Here is a 20,513-nt window from a genome sequence, read left to right as displayed (position 1 = left end):
TCAGACGCCGGCCGGGACCTTCGCGGCCGCGGGGCGCTCGCCGTAGAGCGCGACGAAGAGCTGTTCGCACCAGGCGAGGAGCTCGAGGTCGCGCAGCGGCGGGGCGCCCATCTTGACCGGGCCCTTCTGCCCGCCCGCGCCCGACTGGCCCTCGGTCGGCTTCGGCAGCGACAACGTCTGCGAGGCCGCCTTGAGCTGGGCGCGCGGGTGCAGGCGCTTGAGCCGCATCTGCGCGGACTCCGGCAGGTCGACCGGCGCGAACCGGATCAGGTTGCCCTGGCCCGACACCTCGGTGATCCCGTAGCGGCGGCACGCCTGGCGGAACGCGGCCACGGCGAGCAGGTTCGTCACCGGCACCGGCGGCTCGCCGTACCGGTCGACGAGTTCCTCCTTCACCGCGTCCAGCGCCGCGCCGTCGCCCGCCTCAGCGATCTTGCGGTAGACGTCGAGGCGCAGCCGCTCGGTGTCGACGTAGTCGTGCGGCACGTGGGCGTCGATCGGCAGGTCGACCCGCACCTCGGCCAGCGGCTCGTCGTCCTCCCCCGCGGCGTCGGTGTGCTTCTTGAACGCCTCGACGGCCTCACCGACCAGCCGGACGTAGAGGTCGAAGCCGACGCCCGCGATGTGCCCGGACTGCTCGGCGCCGAGGATGTTGCCGGCCCCGCGGATCTCGAGGTCCTTCATCGCGACCGCCGTGCCCGCGCCCAGCTCGGAGTGCTGCGCGATGGTGGCGAGCCGCTCGTGCGAGGTCTCGGTCAGCGGCTTGTCGGTGGGGTAGAGGAAGTAGGCGTAGCCCCGCTCCCGGCCCCGGCCGACACGTCCGCGCAGCTGGTGGAGCTGGGAGAGCCCGAGGGCGTCCGCCCGCTCCACGATCAGCGTGTTCGCGTTCGAGATGTCCAGCCCGTTCTCGACGATCGTGGTGCAGACGAGCACGTCGTGCTCGCGCTCCCAGAACTCGTTGACGGTGCGCTCGAGCCGCTCCTCGGCCATCTGCCCGTGGGCGGTGGCGATGCGCGCCTCGGGCACCAGTCGACGCAGACGCGCGGCGGTGTCGTCGATCGACTGCACGCGGTTGTGGATGTAGAAGACCTGCCCGTCGCGCAGCAGCTCGCGGCGCACCGCGGCGGCGACCTGCTTGTCGTCGTACGCGCCGACGTAGGTCAGCGTGGGGTGCCGCTCCTCGGGCGGGGTGAGGATCGTCGACATCTCGCGGATGCCCGCGAGGCTCATCTCCAGCGTGCGCGGGATCGGGGTCGCCGACATCGAGAGCATGTCGACGTGGGCCCGCAGCCCGGTGATGTGCTCCTTGTGCTCCACCCCGAAGCGCTGCTCCTCGTCGATGACGACGAGCCCGAGGTCCTTCCAGGTGATCCCGGTCTGCAGCAGGCGGTGGGTGCCGACGACGACGTCCACCGTCCCGTCGGCCAGGCCCTTGATCGTCGTGTCGGCCTCCTTGCCCGGCGTGAACCGGGACAGGCCGCGCACCGTCACCGGGAAGTTCCGCATCCGGTCGGTGAAGGTCTGCAGGTGTTGCTGGGCGAGCAGCGTCGTGGGCACGAGCACGGCGACCTGCTTGCCGTCCTGCACCGCCTTGAACGCCGCGCGCACCGCGATCTCGGTCTTGCCGTAGCCGACGTCGCCGGAGATGACGCGGTCCATCGGGACCGCCTTCTCCATGTCCGCCTTCACGTCGTCGATCGCGACCGCCTGGTCGGGCGTCTCGGTGTAGGGGAACGCGTCCTCCATCTCGCGCTGCCACGGGGTGTCCGGGGCGAACGCGTGACCGGGCGCGGCCTGGCGGGCGGCGTAGAGCTGGACCAGCGAGGCGGCGATGTCGCGGACCGCCTTGCGGGCCTTCGACTTCGTCTTCGACCAGTCCGACCCGCCCAGCTTGTTCAGCGTGGGCAGCTCACCGCCGACGTAGCGGCTGATCTGGTCGAGCTGGTCGGTGGGCACGAAGAGCCGGTCGGAGGCCTGGCCGCGCTTCGAGCTGGAGTACTCGAGGACCAGGTACTCGCGGGTGGTCGCGACCTTGCCGGTGCCCGTGGTCCGCTGTGTCATCTCGACGAACTTGCCGATGCCGTGCTGGGCGTGGACGACGAAGTCCCCCGGCTGCAGGGTCAGCGGGTCGACCGCGTTGCGCCGCTTCACCGCGGCCCGCTTGGTCGGCGTGTCCGCGCCCGCGTTCCGGGCCCCGGTGAGGTCGGACTCGGTCACGACGACGAGGCGGCTCGCCTCGGCGACGAAGCCGTCGGCCAGCCGGCCCCGGGTGACGACGATGCTGCCGGGCCGCGGCTCCGCGGTCCCCGAGAGCACCGGGACGTCCTCGCCGACGAACTCCCGCAGCTGCTCGACCGCCCGCTCGGCGGTGCCCGCCGCGGGCAGGACGACGAGGGCCGCGCCGCCGGCGGCCGCGTGGGCCCGCAGGTCGACCGCGGCCTTCTCCCAGTCGCCCCGGTAGGAGTCGACGCCGACGATCCCGGTGCGCACGACGCGGGTGCCCTCGCGGGTGTGCGAGTCGTCCTCGATATCGGGGTCGGTGGCGAGGCTCGAGAGCGTCCACCAGGGGTGGCCCGCCGCGCGGGTGGCGGCGCGGACCACGTCGAGGTCCCGGTAGGCGGAGGCGCCCAGGTCGATCGGGGCACGACCGTCGGAGGAGTCGGCCGCGACGAGCCAGCTCGCCTCGAGGAACTCCTGGCCGGTGCGCACCAGGTCGGCCGCGCGCCGCGCGACCCGCTCCGGGTGGCAGACGACGACCGACCCGTCGTCGGGAAGGAACTCGGGCAGCACCCGGAGCTCGCCGGGCAGCAGCGCCGGGATCAGCGACTCCATGCCCTCGGTGGGGATGCCCGCGGCGACCTTGCCGAGCAGCTCGCCGAGCGCGGCGTCACCGCCGTGGACCGCGTGCAGCGCGGCGGCGCGCTCGCGGACCTCGGGGGTGAGCAGCAGCTCGCGGCACGGCGGCGCGACGACCTCGGTGGGGCGGGCGTGCGGCCCGTCGGGCAGGGAGCGCTGGTCGGCCACCGAGAAGCAGCGCATCTCGGAGACCTCGTCGCCCCAGAACTCGATGCGCACCGGGGAGTCGGCCGTCGGCGGGAAGAGGTCGACGATGCCGCCGCGCACGGCGAACTCGCCGCGCTTCTCCACCATCTCCACCCGCGCGTACGCCAGGCCGACCAGGCGCTCGGCCAGGTCGCCCAGCTCGATCTCGACGCCCTCGCGCAGCACCACCGGCTCGAGGTCGCCGAGCCCGGGGACCAGCGGCTGGATCAGCGAGCGCGTGGCGGTGGTGACGACCCGCAGCGGCCGCTCGCCCGGGTGGGCCAGGCGGCGCAGGACGTCGACCCGGCGACCGACGGTGTCGGCGCGCGGCGAGAGCCGCTCGTGCGGCAGCGTCTCCCAGCTCGGGAGGTACGCCACGGTGTCCTCGCCGACGAGCTCCCCGACCGACGCCGCGAGGTCGTCCGCCTCCCGCTCGGTGGCGCAGACGAGCAGCACGGTCCGCTGCGCGCCCGCCAGTGCCGCGGCGAGCAGCGGCCGCAGTGCGGTGGGGCCCTCGACCGCGGCGTCGCGGCCGGCGGCGTCGGCGACGTCGCGCAGGCCGGGATCGGCGAGCAGGACCGCGGTGAGTTCGGACAGAGCAGCGGGAGACACCCGGGAACCGACTCCTGAGCAGGTGGGGAGGATCGAGGACCAGTCTACGAGAACACCCCGACGGCCTCGGGGCTTCCCGGGGCCGTCATGACGGCAATGCGTCACTGCTGTCGTCCGACGCCAGGAACGCCACATCGTCGATGATCAACGGCCGGTCGTGGGCGACGATGGACCCGTGTCCCACCCCGATCCCGACCCTGACCCCGGCCGTGCCGGCTGGTCGGCCGGGCGCCGGCGCGAGCGGGACACCCGTCGTCCGGACGAGCCGCCGCCCACCCGGCGCCTGACCGGGCAGGACGACGACGACCCGGGGCCCCGCAAGATCACCGTCACCCGCGTCGCCGCGTGGCGCACCCGCAACCTCACCCGGGCCGGCGTGCGGGCCTTCCACCGCGCGGCGTCCGCCGACGGCGCCGACCGCTCCGGGCTGACGGCGCTGACCTACGCGTGGATGGCGAACTACGCCTCCGACGCCACGCTCGCCGTCGCCCTGGCCAACACCCTGTTCTTCTCCGCGGCCAGCGCGGAGTCCAAGGACAAGGTGGCGCTCTACCTGCTCATCACGGTCGCGCCGTTCGCGCTCGTCGCCCCGGTGATCGGTCCGTTGCTCGACCGCATCCAGCGCGGTCGCCGGGTGGCCCTCGCCGTCTCGACGGCGGGGCAGGGGGCCCTCGCGGTCGTCCTCGCGCTGTTCATGGACACGTGGGCGCTCTACCCGGCCGCGCTCGGCATCCTCGTGCTGTCCAAGTCCTTCGGGGTGCTGAAGGCCGCGGTGACGCCGCGGGTGCTGCCGCCGGGCATCACGCTCGTGACCACGAACTCCCGGCTCACCGTGTTCGGCCTGGTCGCCTCCGGGGTGTTCGGGGCGCTCGCGGCGGGGGTCTCGTACCTGTTCGGTTCACCCGGGGCGGCGTGGTTGACGGCCGGGATCTGTTTCGCCGCGGTGTGGCTGTGCCTGCGCATCCCGCGCCGGGTGGAGGTCACCGAGGGCGAGATGGAGACCGTGCTGATCCCCCGCCCGCGCAGCGGAGCGGAGCCGGGCCATCGGGACCGCCCGGGAGCTTCCCGACGGCGCGTGCGGATGGGTCCGCAGGTGGTCACGGCCCTGTGGGCGAACGGGACGATCCGCGCGCTCACCGGGTTCCTCACCCTGTTCGCCGCGTTCGTGGTCAAGGCCCAGACCGAGGGCACCCCGGGGCGCCAGCTGCTGCTGCTCGGGGTCGTCGGGGCCGCGGCCGGGGCGGGCGGGTTCCTCGGCAACGCCCTCGGCGCGCGGCGCCGGTTCGACCGGCCGGACCTGCTGCTGGTCACCGCGCTCTGTGCCGCGCTCACCTCGACGGTGGTGGCGGCGGTGCTGGGCGGGCTCGCGACGGCCGCCGTGGTCGGACTGGTGGGCGCGACCGCCTCGGCGCTGCTCAAGGTGTGCCTCGACGCGGTGGTGCAGCGGGACCTGCCCGAAGCGGCGCGGGCGTCGGCGTTCGGGCGCTCCGAGACGATCCTGCAGCTCACGTGGGTGTTCGGCGGGACCCTCGGCGTCCTGCTGCCCCCGACGTGGTGGATCGGCTTCACGGTGATCAGCGGCGTGCTGGTGATCGGTACCGTGCAGACCGTGCTCACCTCGCGCGGCCGCTCCCTGCTCCCCCGCCGTTCCGCCTGATGCTCACCCGGTTGCGGGCGGTGCCCCGGTGGGTGTGGATCGCCGTCGTCGCGATCGTCGTCGTGATCGCCGCGGTGGTGACCGTGCTGGTGGTGACCTCGGGTCCCGACGACCCGGGTGAGGTGACCTTCACCGCGGGCGGGGCCTCCGTGGCGGCCGAGCCGACGGTGTACTGCGACCTCATGGTCACCGACTGCGAGACCGACCCGTCGGCGGTCGCCACCCTGCCGTTGCCGGCCGGTGTCGCGGTCGATCTGACCATCCCGGACGCCGTGCTCGCGACGCCGTGGCAGGTCGCGTTCGCCTACGTCGACGACACCGGCGCGCAGCAGAGCGGGCGCAGCCAGGTGTTCCCGCCGAACGCGCGCGGGCAGTTCCGGCTGGTGCTCCCCGATCCGCGCTGGCGCCTCGAGCGGGTGGAGGTGCAGCAGTTCGGCGCCAGCCAGACCGTCACGCCGCAGGGCAGTCTGTTCTCGACCCGCTCGACCTGGGTGCTCGCGGCGGCGTCGGGCACGGCCTGACGCACGCCCGTCCGCGCTCGGTCGCGGCGTCACCGCCACCTCGTCGCCGTGATGCCCGACGACGTCGCGACGACGAGGTGGGGAGGCCCGTGCAGGAGCCCGCGACGGGGTCCGGGCGGGTCAGCCCTCGAGCTCGCGGGCGACCGCGCGGACGACCTCGGCGAGCTTCTTGGTGTTCCGCCGGTCCGGGTACTTCCCGCGGCGCAGGTCCGGCTGGACCTTGACCTCGAGCAGCTTGATCATGTCGTCGATGAGCCCGTGCAGCTCGTCCGGTGAACGACGCTTGGCCTCGGCGACCGACGGCAGCGGGTCGACCAGGCGGACCTGCAGCGCCTGCGGCCCGCGGCGCCCCTCGGCGATCCCGAACTCCACGCGCTGACCGGACTTCAGGGCCTCCACCTCGCTCGGCAGCGACCCCTTGGGGACGTAGACGTCGGCCCCCTCCTCCTGGGAGAGGAAGCCGAACCCCTTCTCGGCGTCGTACCACTTGACCTTGCCGGTCGGCACCGTGCTCACCCGTTCTCTCGTCGACGAGAACGCGCCCCGGCAGCGTGCCGGAGCGCATCGGACCATCGTATCCCGCACGGGCGACGTGGTCGCCGGAGATCACGGGCGCGCCTTTCCCCCTCGTGGCAGCGAAGCGTCGTTGCTGTCATCCAGTGGCAGGGAAGCCACACCGTCGCGGGGCGGACCGGGTGTCCGCGCGACCGCCCGCACCATGAGGGTCACGTCAGGCAGCCTCCCGGGCCGCTGGACCTGCCAGGTGTGCACCTCGCGAAGGGCCCAGCCGGGATGGGCCGTGCGCGAGGGGAGGATTCGAGCGCTCTTGTGGCGTGAGGGTTCCCCTCACGCACGAAGGGCGGCGGACCCGGCTACGCCGTCGGCGACGCCGCCTCGAGGCCGAGCAGCTCCACGGCGGACGCGCGCATCTCGACCTTGCGGACCTTGCCCGTCACGGTCATCGGGAACTCCTCGACCACGTGCACGTAGCGCGGGATCTTGTAGTGCGCGAGCTTCCCGGTGGCGAACTCCCGGACCTGCTCGGCGGTCAGCTCGGAGACCCCGTCACGCAGCCGCACCCACGCCATGAGCTCCTCGCCGTAGCGCTGGTCGGGCACCCCGATGACCTGCGCGTCGAGGATGTCGGGGTGGGTGTAGAGGAACTCCTCGATCTCGCGGGGGTACACGTTCTCCCCACCGCGGATGACCATGTCCTTGATCCGGCCGGTGATGTTGACGTAGCCCTCGTCGTCCATCACCGCGAGGTCGCCGGTGTGCATCCAGCGCGCCCGGTCGATGACCTCGGCGGTCTTGTCGGCCTGCTCCCAGTACCCGAGCATCACCGAGTAGCCGCGGGTGCACAGCTCCCCCGGGGTCCCGCGCGGCACCGTCAGCCCGGTCTCCGGGTCGATCACCTTCGACTCCAGGTGCGGCATCGTGCGCCCGACCGTCGACACCCGGCGATCCAGCGAGTCGTCCGCGCGGGTCTGCGTCGACACCGGCGAGGTCTCGGTCATCCCGTAGCAGATGGACACCTCGGTCATCCCGAACCGCTCGACGACCTGCTTCATCACCTCCACCGGGCACGGCGAGCCCGCCATGATCCCGGTGCGCAGCGCGGAGACGTCGTAGCTCTCGACGTCGGGCAGCGCGAGCTCGGCGATGAACATCGTCGGCACCCCGTACAGCGAGGTGCAGCGCTCCTCGGCGACCGCCTCGAGCGTGAGCTCGGGGTCGAAGCCCGGCGCCGGGATCACCATCGTCGCCCCGGAGCTCGAGCACGCGAGGTTGCCCATCACCATGCCGAAGCAGTGGTAGAAGGGCACCGGGATGCACACCCGGTCGACCTCGGTGTAGCCGCACAGCCGGCCCACGAAGTAGCCGTTGTTGAGGATGTTGTGGTGCGAGAGCGTCGCGCCCTTCGGGAACCCGGTGGTGCCCGAGGTGTACTGGATGTTGATCGCGTCGTCGGTCGAGAGCTCCGCCTGCACGGCCCGCACCCGCGACACGTCCCCGGCCACGAACAGCGCCGACCACTCCGGCGAGTCGGTGATGATCACCGTCTCCAGCCCGGCGCAGTCCGGCCGGACCTGCGCGATCATCTCGGCGTACTGCGAGGTCTTGAACGACCGGGCCGCGACCAGCAGCCGCACCCCGGCCTGGTTGAGCACGAACTCCAGCTCGTGGGTGCGGTAGGCCGGGTTGATGTTGACCAGGATCGCGCCGACCTTCGCCGTCGCGTACTGCAGGAGCGTCCACTGCGCACAGTTCGGCGCCCAGATCCCGACCCGGTCGCCCTTCACGATCCCCAGGTCGAGCAGGCCCAGCGCCAGCGCGTCGACCTCCGCGACGAACTCCGACCACGTGTAGCGCAGCCCCTGCGCCCGGTCGACGAGCGCCTCGCCGTCGGGGAAACGGGCGGCGGTGCGGTCGAGGTTATCGCCGATGGTGTCGCCGAGCAGCGGCTCGTCCGAGATTCCGGATGCGTAGGACGGGACAGCGGGGGCGCTCACCGGGTGACCTCCATGACGGGTCCGATCGTGGTCCGGCTCACGATCGCACGATGCACCGACAGCGTGAACCCTCACCGCCCCGCCGTCGGGACGGACTGGGAGCATCGAAGGCCGTGACCGCCACCCACCCGCGCACGACCGCGAGCGCCGACGGCGCGACCCTCGACGGCTACGACGACGCCGTCCGGCACCTGGTCGACACCCTCGCGGCCATCGACGACGACGGGTGGTACTCGACGATCGAGGTCGTGCGCCCGTGGTCGACGGTCAACCCGCGTCTGACCGGCGAGTTCTCCCGCACGGCCGCGATCCGGCGTTACCTGTGCCGCGAGCTGGAGGCCCTGCTGCGCGGCGGGGCGCGGATCACGGTGCGCCCGGCGCGCCCGGCGCTCGCCTTCGACGACCCGTCGTTCTTCGCGGCGCTCGACGAGGACCGGGTCGACGCCCGCTCGAAGAAGCTCTTCCTCTTCGGCCCCGAGCGGATGCAGCTCTCGGTGGACCGGCTCGGCCACTACACCGGCACGCCCGCCGCGGCGTTCCAGCGGCACGTGCTGTTCACCAACTACGCGATGCACGTCGAGGCGTTCCTCGAGCGCTGGCCGGAGGCCGTCCGGCCGGACCACGACGTCCAGATGCCCGCCTACCACCACGTGCTGCCCGACGGCGACGGCGTGACGCTGGTGAACATCGGCGTCGGCCCGGCGAACGCGAAGACCGCGACCGACCACGTGGCGGTGCTGCGCCCCGACACCATGATCATGATCGGGCACTGCGGGGGTCTGCGGAACCACCAGCAGAAGGGCGACTTCGTCCTCGCGACCGGCTATCAGCGCTTCGACCACGTGCTCGACGAGGTCCTGCCGTTGAACGTCCCGGTGATCCCGAACCACCGGCTCAACTCGTTCCTGCTCGAGGCGCTCGAGGAGGCCGGGGCGGAGTACCGGATCGGCACGGTGCACACCACCGACAACCGCAACTGGGAGCTCAACCAGAAGCTGACGCTCGCCGCGATGCAGACCAGCCGCAGCGTCGCGGTGGACATGGAGTCGGCGACGATCGCCGCGAACGGGTTCCGCTACCGGGTGCCCAACGCGACGCTGCTGTGCGTCTCGGACAAGCCGCTGCACGGGTCGCCCAAGCTCTCGGCCGACGCCCAGACCTTCTACGAGACCTCGAAGCGCCACCACCTCGGGATCGCCCTCGCCGCGCTGGAACGCGTCCGCCGGGAGCACCCGGGCGGACTGCCCAGCCAGGAGATCCGCTCGGTCGACGAGCCGCTGTTCGGCGGTCCGTCGGACACGTAGGCCCTTCCCGACGACGGGTGCGGCGGCTGGTCCGGTCGGCCGCGCCCTCGCTGCGAACGAGCGGCACGTTCGCGCACACAGAAGCTGCGAGAGTGCCGTCCGTGCGGGTCGGGTGCACCCTCACCGGCCGGCCGGGTAGACCTCCACCTCGGCGGCCTTCACCGAGAACCACAGCTCGTCGCCCGGGTCGGCGCCCAGGTCGGCGACGGCGGCCGGCGTGACGTCGGCGGCGAGGCCGTCGACCCAGCCCGGCCCGCCGTCGGGAACACCGGCGCGGAGCCGCACCAGCTCGCCGTGGGGCTCCATCGCCGCCAGCCGGACCGGCACCATCGTGCGCGGCGAGCCCTTGGACGGCTCCCGGTAGACGGCCACCGAGGTCGGGGAGAACAGGGCGACGGCGGACTCCCCGTCGGCGACCGGCTCCGGGTGCACGCCGCCGATCACCGTGCCCTCGGCGGTGCGCAGGCCCTCGGGGCAGGAGCGGCCGGGCACGAGGTCGAGCCCGGCGATGCGGGCCGCGAACGCGGAGCGCGGCCGGCGCAGGACGTCGGCGGTGGGCCCGGACTCGACGACCCGGCCGGCGTCGAGCACCACGAGCCGGTCGGCGAGGACGACGGCGTCGAGGACGTCGTGGGTGACCATCAGGGTGGTCACCCCGGCGGCCCGCACCACGCGGCGCAGCAGGGAGCGGATGGCGGGGGTGACGTCGACGTCGAGCGCGGCGAAGGGCTCGTCGAGCAGCAGCAGTTCGGGTTCGCACGCGAGGGCGCGCGCGATCGCGATGCGCTGGGCCTGGCCGCCGGAGAGCTCCGACGGGCGCCGGTCGGCCAGCGCTGTCGCGTCCACCTCGGCGAGCCAGCGGTCGGCGGTCTCCCGCGCGGCCCGTCGTCCGGAACCGGTGGACCTCGGTCCGAAGGCGACGTTGTCGCGGGCGGTGAGGTGGGGGAAGAGCAGCGCGGACTGGCTGAGCAGCCCGACCCGGCGCCTGTGGACGGGCACGTCGTCGAGCACCCGGCCGTCGAGGACGATCGACCCCCGGTCCGGCCGGTACAGCCCGGCGAGCGCGCCGAGGAACGTCGACTTGCCCGCGCCGTTGGAGCCGAGCACGGCCACGACCTCGCCGGAGCCGACGGTCAGCGACACGTCCAGCGCGAACGACCCGCGGGTCACCGCGACCCCGACCTCGAGCCGGCTCACCGCAGGTCCCGCGTCCGGCTGATCACGATGACCGCGATCGCCACGACGACGAGCACGAGCGACATCGCGACGGCGCCGTCGAGGTCGCTCTCGGACTCCAGGTAGATGAACAGCGGCAGCGTGCGGGTGGTGCCCTCCAGGGACCCCGCGAACGTGATCGTCGCGCCGAACTCGCCGAGGGCGCGGGCGAACGCGAGCACGCTGCCCGACATCAGGCCGGGCAGCACGACGGGGACGGTGACCCGCCACAACGTCGTCGTCGGGGAGGCCCCGAGCGTCGCGGCGACCGCCTCGTACCGCTCCCCCGCCGTCCGCAGCGCCCCCTCGAGCGACACGACGAGGAACGGCATCGCGACGAAGGTCTGGGCCAGGACCACGGCCGTCGTCGAGAAGGGGATGGTGATGCCGAACTCGCGGCCGAGGAAGCTGCCGACCGGGCCGGTCCGCCCGAACAGGAACAGCAGGGTCAGGCCCCCGACGACGGGTGGCAGCACCAGCGGCAGCAGCACCACCGACCGGATGAACGCGAGCCCGGGCAGGGACGACCGCGCGAGGACCACGGCGAGCGGCCCGCCGAGGAGCAGGCACAGGACCATCGTCGCGAGCCCGGTCTCCAGGGAGAGGCGCAGGGCCGCGAGCGCCGACGGCGTGGTGACGAGGCCGAGGAAGTTCGGCCAGTCCACCCGGACGACGAGCCCCGCCACGGGGATCGCCACCAGGAGCCACGCGAGCGCCGCCGGTACCCAGAGGACCCGCGGGATCGTGGTCCTCACGCGGAGTGCGTCACTTGGTGACGAAGCCCGCCTGCTGCAGCGCCGCGGTGCCCTGCTCGCCCCGGACGAAGCTGATCCAGCTCTGCGCGAGGTCGGCGTTCTGCGAGCCGGTGACCACGCCGATCGGGTACGACTGCACCGCGCCCTGCGCGCTCGCCTGCGGGAAGCTCACGCCCTGCACCTTGCCGTTCGTCGACTTCACGTCGGTGACGTAGACGAGGCCAGCGTCGGCGTTGCCGGTCTGCACGCGGTTGAGCACGCCCTTGACGTCCTGCTCCTCGCTGGCCGGGGTGAGCGTCACGCCCGCGGCCTTCTCGGCGGCCTCGGCCGCCGCGCCGCACGGCACCGCGGGGGCGCACACGACGGAGACGATCCCGGGCCGGTTGAGCGACGCGAGGTCGGTGATGCCCTTCGGGTTGTTCGGGGCGACCGCGATCTGCAGCGAGTTGGTCGCGTAGATGACCGGCTCGCCCTGGATCTTGCCGGCCTGCACGGCGGTGTTCATCGTCTTCGAGCTCGCCGTCGCGAGGACGTCGGCCGGGGCGCCCTGCACGACCTGCTGGGCCAGCGAGTCCGAGCCGCCGAAGTTGAACTTCACGGTGGTGCCGGGGTTCGCGTTCTGGAACTCCGTGCCGAGCTGCTGGTAGACGCTGGTCAGCGAGGCGGCCGCCGACACGGTGAGGGTTCGCGCCGGGGCCTGCTGACCGGCCTGCTGGCCCGACCCGGAGTCGGATCCGCCGCACGCGGTGAGGGCCAGCCCCAGCACGGCAGCGGCGCCGGCCATGAGTGCGGTACGGAATCGGGTCCTCACGCGGTCCCTCCAGGGGTCTCGACGATGATGTGGGTGGCCTTGACGACGGCGACCGCGAGCGAGCCGACCTCGAGGGACAGCTCGTGCACGGCCTCGGTGCTCATGAGCGACACGACCCGGTGCGGGCCGCACTGGATCTCGACCTGCGACATGACCTTGTCGCTCTGGATGTCGGTCACCAGCCCGACGAAGCGGTTGCGGGCCGACCGCCCGACGCCCGACGGGTCGGGGGTGGCGTGGGCCTGGGCGCGCGCGAAGGCGGCCAGGTCGGCCCCCGCGATGACCTTGCGGCCACTGGTGTCGGCCTCGACGGGCAGGGCGCCGCCGTCGGTCCAGCGCCGCACGGTGTCGTCGCTGACCCCGAGCAGCCGCGCCGCCTCGGCGATCCGGAAGTGCGTCACGGAGCCGGAGTGTAGAGCCGTACCTACGGCGCCGCCCACCCGATCGGCGGGCATTTCCGGTGATCCACCGTCACCACCCGCCGTCGGGGTGGCCGACCTCCCTCGCGCACCGCCCCCGGCGGTGGGAGAGTCGCGGGTGTGGACTTCGCCCCCAGTGCCGTAGCGGACGACTACACGAAGCGGATGCGCGCTTTCCTGGAGGAGTCGATCCTCCCCGCGGAGGCGGAGTACGACGCCTTCCGCGAGGCGCGCCGTGGTACCCCCGCGGAGCACGAGCTCCCGCCCGTCGTCGAGACCCTCAAGGCCGAGGCCCGCGACCGCGGCCTGTGGAACCTGTTCCTGCCGTCCGAGTCGGGCCTGACCAATCTCGAGTACGCCTCGGTCGCCGAGGTGACCGGGTGGTCGCCGGTGATCGCCCCGGAGGCGATCAACTGCCAGGCGCCGGACACCGGCAACATGGAGACGCTGCATCTGTTCGGCACCGCCGAGCAGAAGCAGGACTGGCTGGCGCCGCTGCTCTCCGGCGAGATCCGCTCGGCGTTCGCGATGACCGAGCCGGACGTCGCGTCCTCCGACGCCACGAACATCACCACCGAGATCCGCCGCGAGGGCGACGAGTACGTCATCAACGGCAAGAAGTGGTGGTGCTCGGGCGCCGCCGACTCGCGCTGCGCGATCTTCATCGTCATGGGCAAGACCGACCCCGAGGCCTCGAAGCACCGCCAGCAGTCGATGGTCCTCGTCCCGCGCGACACCCCGGGCGTGAACATCGTCCGGGCGCTGCCGGTGTTCGGTTACCAGGACCAGCACGGGCACTGCGAGATCGAGTTCCACGACGTCCGGGTGCCGGTGTCGAACCTGCTCGGTGAGGAGGGCGGTGGCTTCGCCATCTCCCAGGCCCGCCTCGGTCCCGGCCGCATCCACCACTGCATGCGCCTGATCGGCATGGCCGAGCGCGCGCTCGACGCGATGGTCCGGCGCGCGAACGAGCGCATCGCCTTCGGTGGCCCACTGGCCGGCCAGGGCGTGGTCCAGCAGCAGATCGCCGAGAGCCGCATCGAGATCGACCAGGCCCGCCTCTACGTGCAGAAGGCCGCGGACCTCATCGACAAGGTGGGCTCCCGCGGCGCGGCGAGCGAGATCGCGGCGATCAAGGTCGTCTGCCCGCGCATGGCGTGCGGCGTGATCGACCGCGCGATCCAGGTGCACGGCGGCGGCGGGGTGTCCGACGACTTCCCGCTCGCGTCGGCCTACGCCTGGGCCCGCGCGCTGCGCCTCGCCGACGGGCCGGACGAGGTGCACCTGCGCTCCGTCGCGCGCGTGGAGATCAAGGCCCGAGCCTGAACACCCCGAGCGCCCAGGCGCGACCGACCGCCTCCGCGCGGTCGGTCGCGCCGAGCTTGCGGAACAGCCGTGCCGCGTGCGACTTCACCGTGGCCGCGGACAGGTAGAGCCGGCGGCCGATGTCGGCGTTGGTCATCCCTCGGCTGACGCCGACGAGCACCTGCACCTCCCGCACCGAGAGGTCGAGGCCGCGCTGGACCGCGAGGTCCACGTGCACGCCCTCCTCGGACGGACCGAGCAGGTCGCCGGCGGCGGCGGAGCCCACGGCCACGGCGGCGAGCGTGCGCGTCATCGCGCGCGGCGCGTCCCACCGCAGGTAGCCCGCCGCCCCGGCGGCGAGGGCCTCGGCGACGACGGCGGGATCGTCCGACGGGCCCGCCACCAGCACCGGGACCGCCGGCGCGGCCGCGCGGACGGCGGCCACCACCTGCGCGGAGCGCGCGAGCCCGAGGACGACGACGTCCGCCGGCCCCGCCGTCACGCGCGCCACGAGGGCCTCGAGGTCGTCGGCGACCACCACCTCGTCGCCCTCGCCCGACCCGGCCAGCAGCAGCTCCAGCCGTCGACGGGTCTGCTCCCGTTCGTCGTGCACCACGCAGGTGCGCATCGGCGTGCGACTCCTTCACACGATCGTGGACCGCACACCTCTACCGGGTGACCCGAGGTCGGGGCGAGCGTCTCGACGACCATCATGACATCGGTGTAATTCACCCGGTCGGCCATCACTCACATGCGTCGCGCCGTGACGGATTGCGGCGGACGTCGGACCTCGTTCTGATCATCACCGTGCAGCGTGCGAGGCGGTTCGCGGTGGTCCTGGTGACGGCGGGGGTGCTCGTCGCCGCGCCGGCCGCGCCGGCAGCCCTCGCGGTGCCCTCCGGCGAGACCTGGGGCGCGGAGCTGGCCGTCGACGGCGGCGACGACGTCGACGTGGTCGCCGCGGACGGCGCGGTGCGCCTCCGGGACGCCGCGCCCCGGACGACGACCTCCGGACCCGCCCCGGCCGAGGGCACGCTGCTGCTGGCCCCGCGACGGCTCGGCGGGGTGGCGGACCGCGTGTCCGCGAGCGCCACGGCCGACACCCCGGCCGGCGCCCAGGTCCTCGTCGCCGTGCGCGGACTCCGGGACGACGGGTCCTGGTCGGAGTGGGTCCCGACGGGAGCGCAGGGACCGGCACAGCTGCCCGCCGCGACGCTGCAGGTGCAGGTCCGGGTCACGCTCGTGGCCGGTTCCGCCGGCACCTCCCCCGCCCTGCGTCGCCTCTGGCTGACCGCCGACGCCACCCCCGCGCCCCGCCGGCTGTCGGCCGACACGGGGAGCCCCTTCAGCGCCCGCGTGTTCGCCACGCGCATCGGGCTCGTCGGCAACACGACCGCCAACGGGCACCGCATCACCGACGACGACCGGTTCGTCGCCCTCCCCTCCCGCCGCGGGCTCGCCCCCGACGGCACCGGCGACTACACGGTCCGCGTCTGTGCGGGGAACGGTCGATGTGCCTGGGCCCCGGTGTGGGACGTCGGCCCCTGGAACGTCCGGGACGACTACTGGAGCACCGACCGCGAGTCCTTCACCGACCTTCCCCGCGGCGTCCCGCAGGCCCAGGCCGCCCGCGACGACGGGTACAACGACGGCCGCGACGGGTTCGGCCGGAAGGTGGCCAACCCGGCCGGGATCGACCTCGCCGACGGGACCTTCCGCCGCGACCTGCGGCTGACCGACAACTCCCCGGTCGACGTCACCTATCTCTGGACCGGCTCCGGCCCGGCCGGGACCGCGACCGGCGGCGACCCCGTGACCGTGCGCTCCGCGCCCTCGCCCGATGCGCCCGACGTCGGGGCGGTCGCGCCGCGCGCCCGGGTCGCGGTCGAGTGCGCGGTGCCCCAGGGGGCGGTTCCGACGACGTCGACCACCACCTCGTCCCCATCAGCCCCCGCCACACAGGCCGCGGCGCGCCCGGCGACCACCACGACGCCGACCACCACCTCGACCCCGCCCAGCACCTCCGTCGTCCCGGTCGCGTCCCGCTGGCTGCGGCTCGGCACCGGTCGGTACGTCCCCGCCGCCGCCCTGGAGGTCCCCGATGTCCCCGCGTGCTGACCGGCGGCGCCCGACCGGTGATCATCGAGCACCTGCGGTGGTCGGAGCGGCCGACGGACCACCGAGGGTGCTCGCTCGTCGGCGCGCGGCGGCCACCGGCGCCGTCGTCGCGGCGCTGCTGCTGGCCGGGACCACTGCGGCCACCGCCGGCCCGGGCATCGTCACGCCGGGTGGGGAGACCTGGGCCGCCGAGCTCGCTCTCGAGGGCGGCGACGACACGGGGGTCGTGCTCGCCGACGGCGCGGTACGCCCCGCGACGCCCCGGACCGAGGGCGTGCTGACGGTCGCGCCCCGACGCCTGCTCCGACCCGCCGCGGCGCTCGACGGCACCGTCACCGCCGACCTGCCCCCCGGGACCTCGGTCGACCTCCAGGCCCGCGGCCTCGACGCGATCGGGCAGTGGGGTCCGTGGCTCGCCGTCCGCGACCGGGCACCCGCCCGGTTCGCCGGCCCCACCTCCGAGGTGCAGGTCCGTCTCCGGCTGCGCGGTGCCGCTGACGGGTCCGCCGTCCCCGCCGCGCGCGAGGTGTGGCTGACCAGCGAAACCGCCGAACCCGCCCCGCCGGACACGGCCACGGCCACGCCCCCGACGATCGCCACCGATCGTCCGCGCGTCGCGGCCGCGACGACGACCTCGCCCACCAGCCCGGCGACCACCACGTCGCCGATCTCTGCCCCGTCCTCGACGGCCGGGTTGATCTGGGACGGGTCGATCGCCACGAAGGGCCTCGGCGGGTTCAAGGACACCCCGTACAACATCACCGGGAGTTCGACGGTGACGGTGATCGACGGGCCGCCGAAGGCGATCCGCTTCACGGTGCCCAGCGGCTCACAGCGCGCCGAGATCGAGCCCGACGTCGACGAGTTCGGGGAGGGCGAGACCCGGTACTTCCGGCTCACCTACACCCTCCCGCCGTCGTTCCCCCTGAACCCGTCGGGCTTCCAGCTCGCGACCCAGTGGAAGAACGACGGCACCGGCTCGCCTCCCCTCGAGCTGCGGATCGAGGACGGGACGTTCCGTCTCGGCGGCGGGTTCGGCCGGCCCGGAGGGTCGCGCCTGTTCGCCACCGACATCGCCCCGGCGATCACCGGCCGCCCGGTCGACCTCGTCGTCGGGATCGTGTTCTCGTCCGACCCCGCCAAGGGCCGCGTCGACGTCTGGGTGGACGAACAGCAGAAGCTGGCCGGCTTCCGACCCCCGGGCGGCACGCTCTATCCGGGGAAGCAGAGCTACTGGAAGGTCGGGCTCTACCGCGACACCGGCAACGCGGGGACCGCGACCGCCGACCTGGGCGTCGCCCGGCTCGGCGAGACCTACGAGTCCGTCGCCGGCGGCCCGGCGCCGTCGACGACCACCTCGTCGCCCACCGCGAGCCCGTCGGTCACCTCCACCGCGTCGTCGCCGACGAGCCCGACGCCGACGGTGCGGACGGACGGTGTCGGCGGACCCTGAGGCGGCACCACCTGCACCGTCGCCGTCCCCGGGGAGGGTCCGGGTCGCAGCGCGCCCGGAGGGACCACCAGGACCCCGTCGCGCCGGGCGAGCACGACGGCGGCCCGGGCCGGGAGCCCGATGCGCGCCGAGTCGGGCAAGGCTGCGTCGATCGTCACGGCGTACCGGCCGTCCCCGCTCGGGACGGGGGCGACGTCGGCGACCTGACCCCGCACGTCCGGACCTCCCGCCGTCACGATCGCCGAGCGTCCGACGACGACGTCCGCCACCCGCGCCGGGTCGACCGCGACGCGCACCACGAGGCCGGTGAGGTCCGCGATCCCGACGGCGGGTGGTGAGTCCGCCGTGACGCGGTCGCCGACGCGCACCCGGACCGCGGTCACCGTGCCGTCCTGCGCGGCGCGCAGCTCCCCGCCGTCGAGCACCCGTCGGGCCTCGGCGAGCACGGCGCGGTCGGCGGCGATCGTGGCGTCGAGCCGGGCGAGGGCGACCGGGTCGGGCACCGGCACGCGTGCGGCGGCGGTCCGGGCCTGCTCGTCCGCGGCGAGCGCGGCCTGCGCGGCATCCACGCGCGGGCGGACGGCCCCGTCGTCGAGGGTCGCCAGTACGTCGCCGGTGCGCACGGTGGCCCCGGTGATCACGTCGACCGCGGCGACCACCCCGTCGACCGGGAACGACGCGGCGGTCGCGAGCCGGCTCGCCACCGCCCCGTCCGCCCGGACCTGCGCGACGACGCTCCCCCGCGCCACGGTGGCGGTGTCCGGCCGGGACGGGGTGTCGGCGGTGAGGGCGAGACCCCCGAGGACGACGACGACCACGAGCAGCAGGAGGATCGCGAGCACGCCACGTCCACGCCGTCGGCGGCGGGCGGGCCCGCGACCGACCGGGGGTGTCCGGATCGCGGTGGTGGTCACGGTCCGACGCTAGTGACGCCCACCCGGTCCCCAGGGGACGTCGACCCCGCTCGGCGTGTCACCCGGGTGGGGGATGAGCAGACCGGTCGAGCGAGCCCGGTCGACGCTCAGCGGTCCGGCGGCGACCGCCCGACCGGACCTGGGAACTTTCCCTAGGTCGTCGACGCAGCGACCTGCCTAATGTCCGCGCTGGTTCACCTGTTCGGGGCAGAGGCAGCGGTGAGGTCAGCGGTGGGAGTGGTCGTGGTTCGTCGGTCGTTGCTGTCGGGCGCGTTGGCGGGCGCCCTCGTGGTGGGTGGAGCGGCACTCGCCGCCCCGGGGGCGTGGGCTGCGTTACCGCCGGAGTGCACCCAGGCCGGCCGGACGGTGAGCTGTACGTACGACCAGGCCGACCAGACCGCGTCGTTCGTCGTGCCGGTCGGTGTGACGAGCCTCGACCTCGTCGTTGCGGGAGCCGGCGGCGGAGGCGGCCAGAACACCAGCGCAGGTGGCCGGGGAGCACGGGTCACGGGCACTGTCACCGACGCCACGGCGGGCGAGACGTTCACCGTCCGGGTCGGCGCGGCCGGCGCGGACGGCCAGCCGAAGGGCCTGGCCGGTCCGAACAGTTCCCAGGGCGCTCCCGGTGGCGCCGGCTACCGCAGCGGGGGCACGGGCGGCAACGGCGGACCGGCGGAATTCCCCGGCCAAGGCGGAGGCCTGGGCCAGGGCGACGGCGGTGGCGGTGGCGGTGGCGCCTCCGCGGTCCTGCGGGGAGCGTCGGCCTCGTCCCCCGCGGTGATCGTCGCGGGTGCGGGCGCCGGCGGCGGCGGGACCGCCGGCAACCTCAGCGGCGGTGCGCCCGGTGACGGTGGACCCTCGAGCGGCGCTGCCGCCGGACCCACAGGCGCCGGTGGGTCCGGCGGCTCCTCGACCGACATCGGGGCCGGCGGGGGTGGCGGCGGCGGTGCCGGTGCACTCGGAGGGACCGGGGGTCCAGGCGGGAGCGGTCGCGCGGGCGTCGGCGCCGGCGGTCTCGGCGGTTCGTCGTCCGGGGGCACCGTGCAGGACGGCGTCAACTCGGGCAACGGCTCGGTCGTGATCACCTACACGGCCCCGGCCACGGCCGGCGCCATCGCCGCGACCTCCGGCAGTGGTCAGTCCGCGCAGACCGGCCGGCCTTTCGCCCAGCCGCTGGTCGCGACCGTCACCGACCCCGCGGACAACTCACCGGTGTCGGGGGCGTCGGTGACGTTCACGGTCACTGCCGGGTCGGCGTCGTTCCCCGGCGGCGCGACCACCGCCACCGTGACCACCGGCGCGAACGGGCAGGCCACCTCCCCGCCCCTGACCGCCGGATCCGCCCCCGGGCAGGTGACCGTCTCCGCCACCACCCCGGGTGTCCCCGGGGCGGCGACGTTCACCGAGACCGTCACCGCCGCCCCGGCCGCGGTGACGGTGAAGGGCGCCGGAACCCTCACGGCCGCCGACGGGCAGCGGTACTCGATCTCGGTCGACGCCCAGGCCACCGCGGCCGGGCAGGCCTCCGGGAAGTTCGCGCTCGCCGGCGGCGGGGCCGACACCACCGCCTCCTCGCGCACCATCACGAGCGTGCAGAAGACCGCCACCGGCGGCTCCGTCACCGGCACCGCGGTCACCAGCCGCGGCCAGACCGTGCCCTTCACCCTGACCGTGGTCGACAAGCCCGGCGGCCGGGACCAGGTCATGGTGCGGATCGGCGGTAAGACCGTGACCGGCACCTTGACCAACGGCGACATCACCACCGCCTGACAGGAGGAGCGGGTCCGGACGCCCAGGCCCCGGATCCGCTCCTTCTGCGGACAGCCGACGGCCCGACTCCCCTCCGATCGTACGGTTCCGGAGCGTTCGACCCG

15 protein-coding genes and 1 pseudogene are annotated in these 20,513 nt (G+C 74.0%); 7 read left to right on the top strand and 9 right to left on the bottom strand.

Features of this window, described 5'->3' with window-relative positions; genetic code table 11:
• Entirely contained in the window at positions 1-3,654 is a 3,654-nt protein-coding gene (gene mfd, locus BJ983_RS26980; RefSeq protein ID WP_179796636.1) for a transcription-repair coupling factor, read from the bottom strand.
• Positions 3,655-3,829: 175 nt separating this feature from the next.
• Here mfd and BJ983_RS26975 point away from each other — a divergent pair, with 175 nt between their 5' ends.
• Positions 3,830-5,311 (top strand): MFS transporter, encoded by a 1,482-nt coding sequence (locus BJ983_RS26975; RefSeq protein WP_425484795.1) that lies wholly within the window; start codon positions 3,830-3,832, stop codon positions 5,309-5,311.
• Positions 5,311-5,832 carry a DUF2771 family protein gene (locus tag BJ983_RS26970; RefSeq protein ID WP_179796635.1) on the top strand — a complete coding sequence of 174 codons (522 nt, stop codon included), beginning with the start codon at positions 5,311-5,313 and terminating at the stop codon, positions 5,830-5,832. Before BJ983_RS26975 ends, BJ983_RS26970 begins: the two co-directional genes overlap by 1 nt.
• 120 nt (positions 5,833-5,952) lie before the next feature.
• Here the strand turns inward: BJ983_RS26970 and BJ983_RS31925 are convergent, their stop codons facing one another.
• On the bottom strand, positions 5,953-6,339 hold the full coding sequence (locus BJ983_RS31925) for a cold-shock protein (protein WP_343054456.1): 387 nt from the start codon (positions 6,337-6,339) through the stop codon (positions 5,953-5,955).
• Between the two features lie 365 nt (positions 6,340-6,704).
• Positions 6,705-8,345, bottom strand: a complete 1,641-nt coding sequence (locus tag BJ983_RS26960) for an AMP-binding protein (RefSeq protein ID WP_179796633.1) — start codon at positions 8,343-8,345, stop codon at positions 6,705-6,707.
• 113 nt (positions 8,346-8,458) lie between these two features.
• Between BJ983_RS26960 and BJ983_RS32580 the strand changes: the two genes are divergently transcribed.
• Positions 8,459-9,649 (top strand): AMP nucleosidase, encoded by a 1,191-nt coding sequence (locus BJ983_RS32580; RefSeq protein WP_343054370.1) that lies wholly within the window; start codon positions 8,459-8,461, stop codon positions 9,647-9,649.
• Positions 9,650-9,769: 120 nt separating this feature from the next.
• Here the strand turns inward: BJ983_RS32580 and BJ983_RS26950 are convergent, their stop codons facing one another.
• The 4 genes from BJ983_RS26950 to BJ983_RS26935 are packed head-to-tail and all read right to left on the bottom strand — an operon-like array spanning position 9,770 to position 12,831.
• Positions 9,770-10,846: an ATP-binding cassette domain-containing protein gene (locus BJ983_RS26950; protein ID WP_179796631.1), complete on the bottom strand. Its 1,077-nt coding sequence runs from the start codon at positions 10,844-10,846 to the stop codon at positions 9,770-9,772.
• Entirely contained in the window at positions 10,843-11,619 is a 777-nt protein-coding gene (locus BJ983_RS26945) for an ABC transporter permease (RefSeq protein WP_179796630.1), read from the bottom strand. The genes BJ983_RS26950 and BJ983_RS26945 overlap by 4 nt, the downstream gene beginning before the upstream one ends.
• 10 nt (positions 11,620-11,629) lie before the next feature.
• Positions 11,630-12,403: a molybdate ABC transporter substrate-binding protein gene (modA, locus tag BJ983_RS26940; protein WP_179798303.1), complete on the bottom strand. Its 774-nt coding sequence runs from the start codon at positions 12,401-12,403 to the stop codon at positions 11,630-11,632.
• Positions 12,404-12,426: 23 nt separating this feature from the next.
• Positions 12,427-12,831, bottom strand: coding sequence for a TOBE domain-containing protein (locus tag BJ983_RS26935; RefSeq protein ID WP_179796629.1), 405 nt, complete (start codon positions 12,829-12,831; stop codon positions 12,427-12,429).
• Between the two features lie 138 nt (positions 12,832-12,969).
• On the opposite strand from BJ983_RS26935, the gene BJ983_RS26930 reads away from it, so the two are divergent.
• Positions 12,970-14,175 (top strand): acyl-CoA dehydrogenase family protein, encoded by a 1,206-nt coding sequence (locus BJ983_RS26930; protein ID WP_179796628.1) that lies wholly within the window; start codon positions 12,970-12,972, stop codon positions 14,173-14,175.
• On the opposite strand, the gene BJ983_RS26925 is transcribed toward BJ983_RS26930, so the two are convergent.
• Complete coding sequence (locus BJ983_RS26925; RefSeq protein ID WP_179796627.1) at positions 14,159-14,782, bottom strand: helix-turn-helix transcriptional regulator; 624 nt, start codon at positions 14,780-14,782, stop codon at positions 14,159-14,161. The two genes, BJ983_RS26930 and BJ983_RS26925, sit on opposite strands and share 17 nt — an antisense overlap.
• Positions 14,783-14,961: 179 nt before the next feature.
• Between BJ983_RS26925 and BJ983_RS26920 the strand changes: the two genes are divergently transcribed.
• A complete protein-coding gene (locus tag BJ983_RS26920; protein WP_179796626.1) occupies positions 14,962-16,272 on the top strand; it encodes a hypothetical protein in 1,311 nt (436 codons plus the stop codon).
• Positions 16,256-17,539: pseudogene (locus BJ983_RS26915) on the top strand (heparin lyase I family protein); the annotation flags it as partial. The gene BJ983_RS26920 and the pseudogene BJ983_RS26915, both read left to right, overlap by 17 nt.
• A gap of 47 nt (positions 17,540-17,586) precedes the next feature.
• Here BJ983_RS26915 and BJ983_RS31275 read toward each other — a convergent pair.
• Positions 17,587-18,639, bottom strand: a complete 1,053-nt coding sequence (locus tag BJ983_RS31275) for an efflux RND transporter periplasmic adaptor subunit (RefSeq protein ID WP_343054368.1) — start codon at positions 18,637-18,639, stop codon at positions 17,587-17,589.
• 243 nt (positions 18,640-18,882) lie between these two features.
• On the opposite strand from BJ983_RS31275, the gene BJ983_RS26910 reads away from it, so the two are divergent.
• On the top strand, positions 18,883-20,409 hold the full coding sequence (locus BJ983_RS26910) for a hypothetical protein (RefSeq protein ID WP_179796624.1): 1,527 nt from the start codon (positions 18,883-18,885) through the stop codon (positions 20,407-20,409).
• Positions 20,410-20,513: the final 104 nt, after the last annotated feature.

Origin of the sequence: Actinomycetospora corticicola (assembly GCF_013409505.1) — a bacterium.
Taxonomy (GTDB): domain Bacteria; phylum Actinomycetota; class Actinomycetes; order Mycobacteriales; family Pseudonocardiaceae; genus Actinomycetospora; species Actinomycetospora corticicola.
The sequence above is the reverse complement of the archived record's forward strand: the minus strand, read 5'-3'. Positions and strand labels throughout refer to the sequence as shown.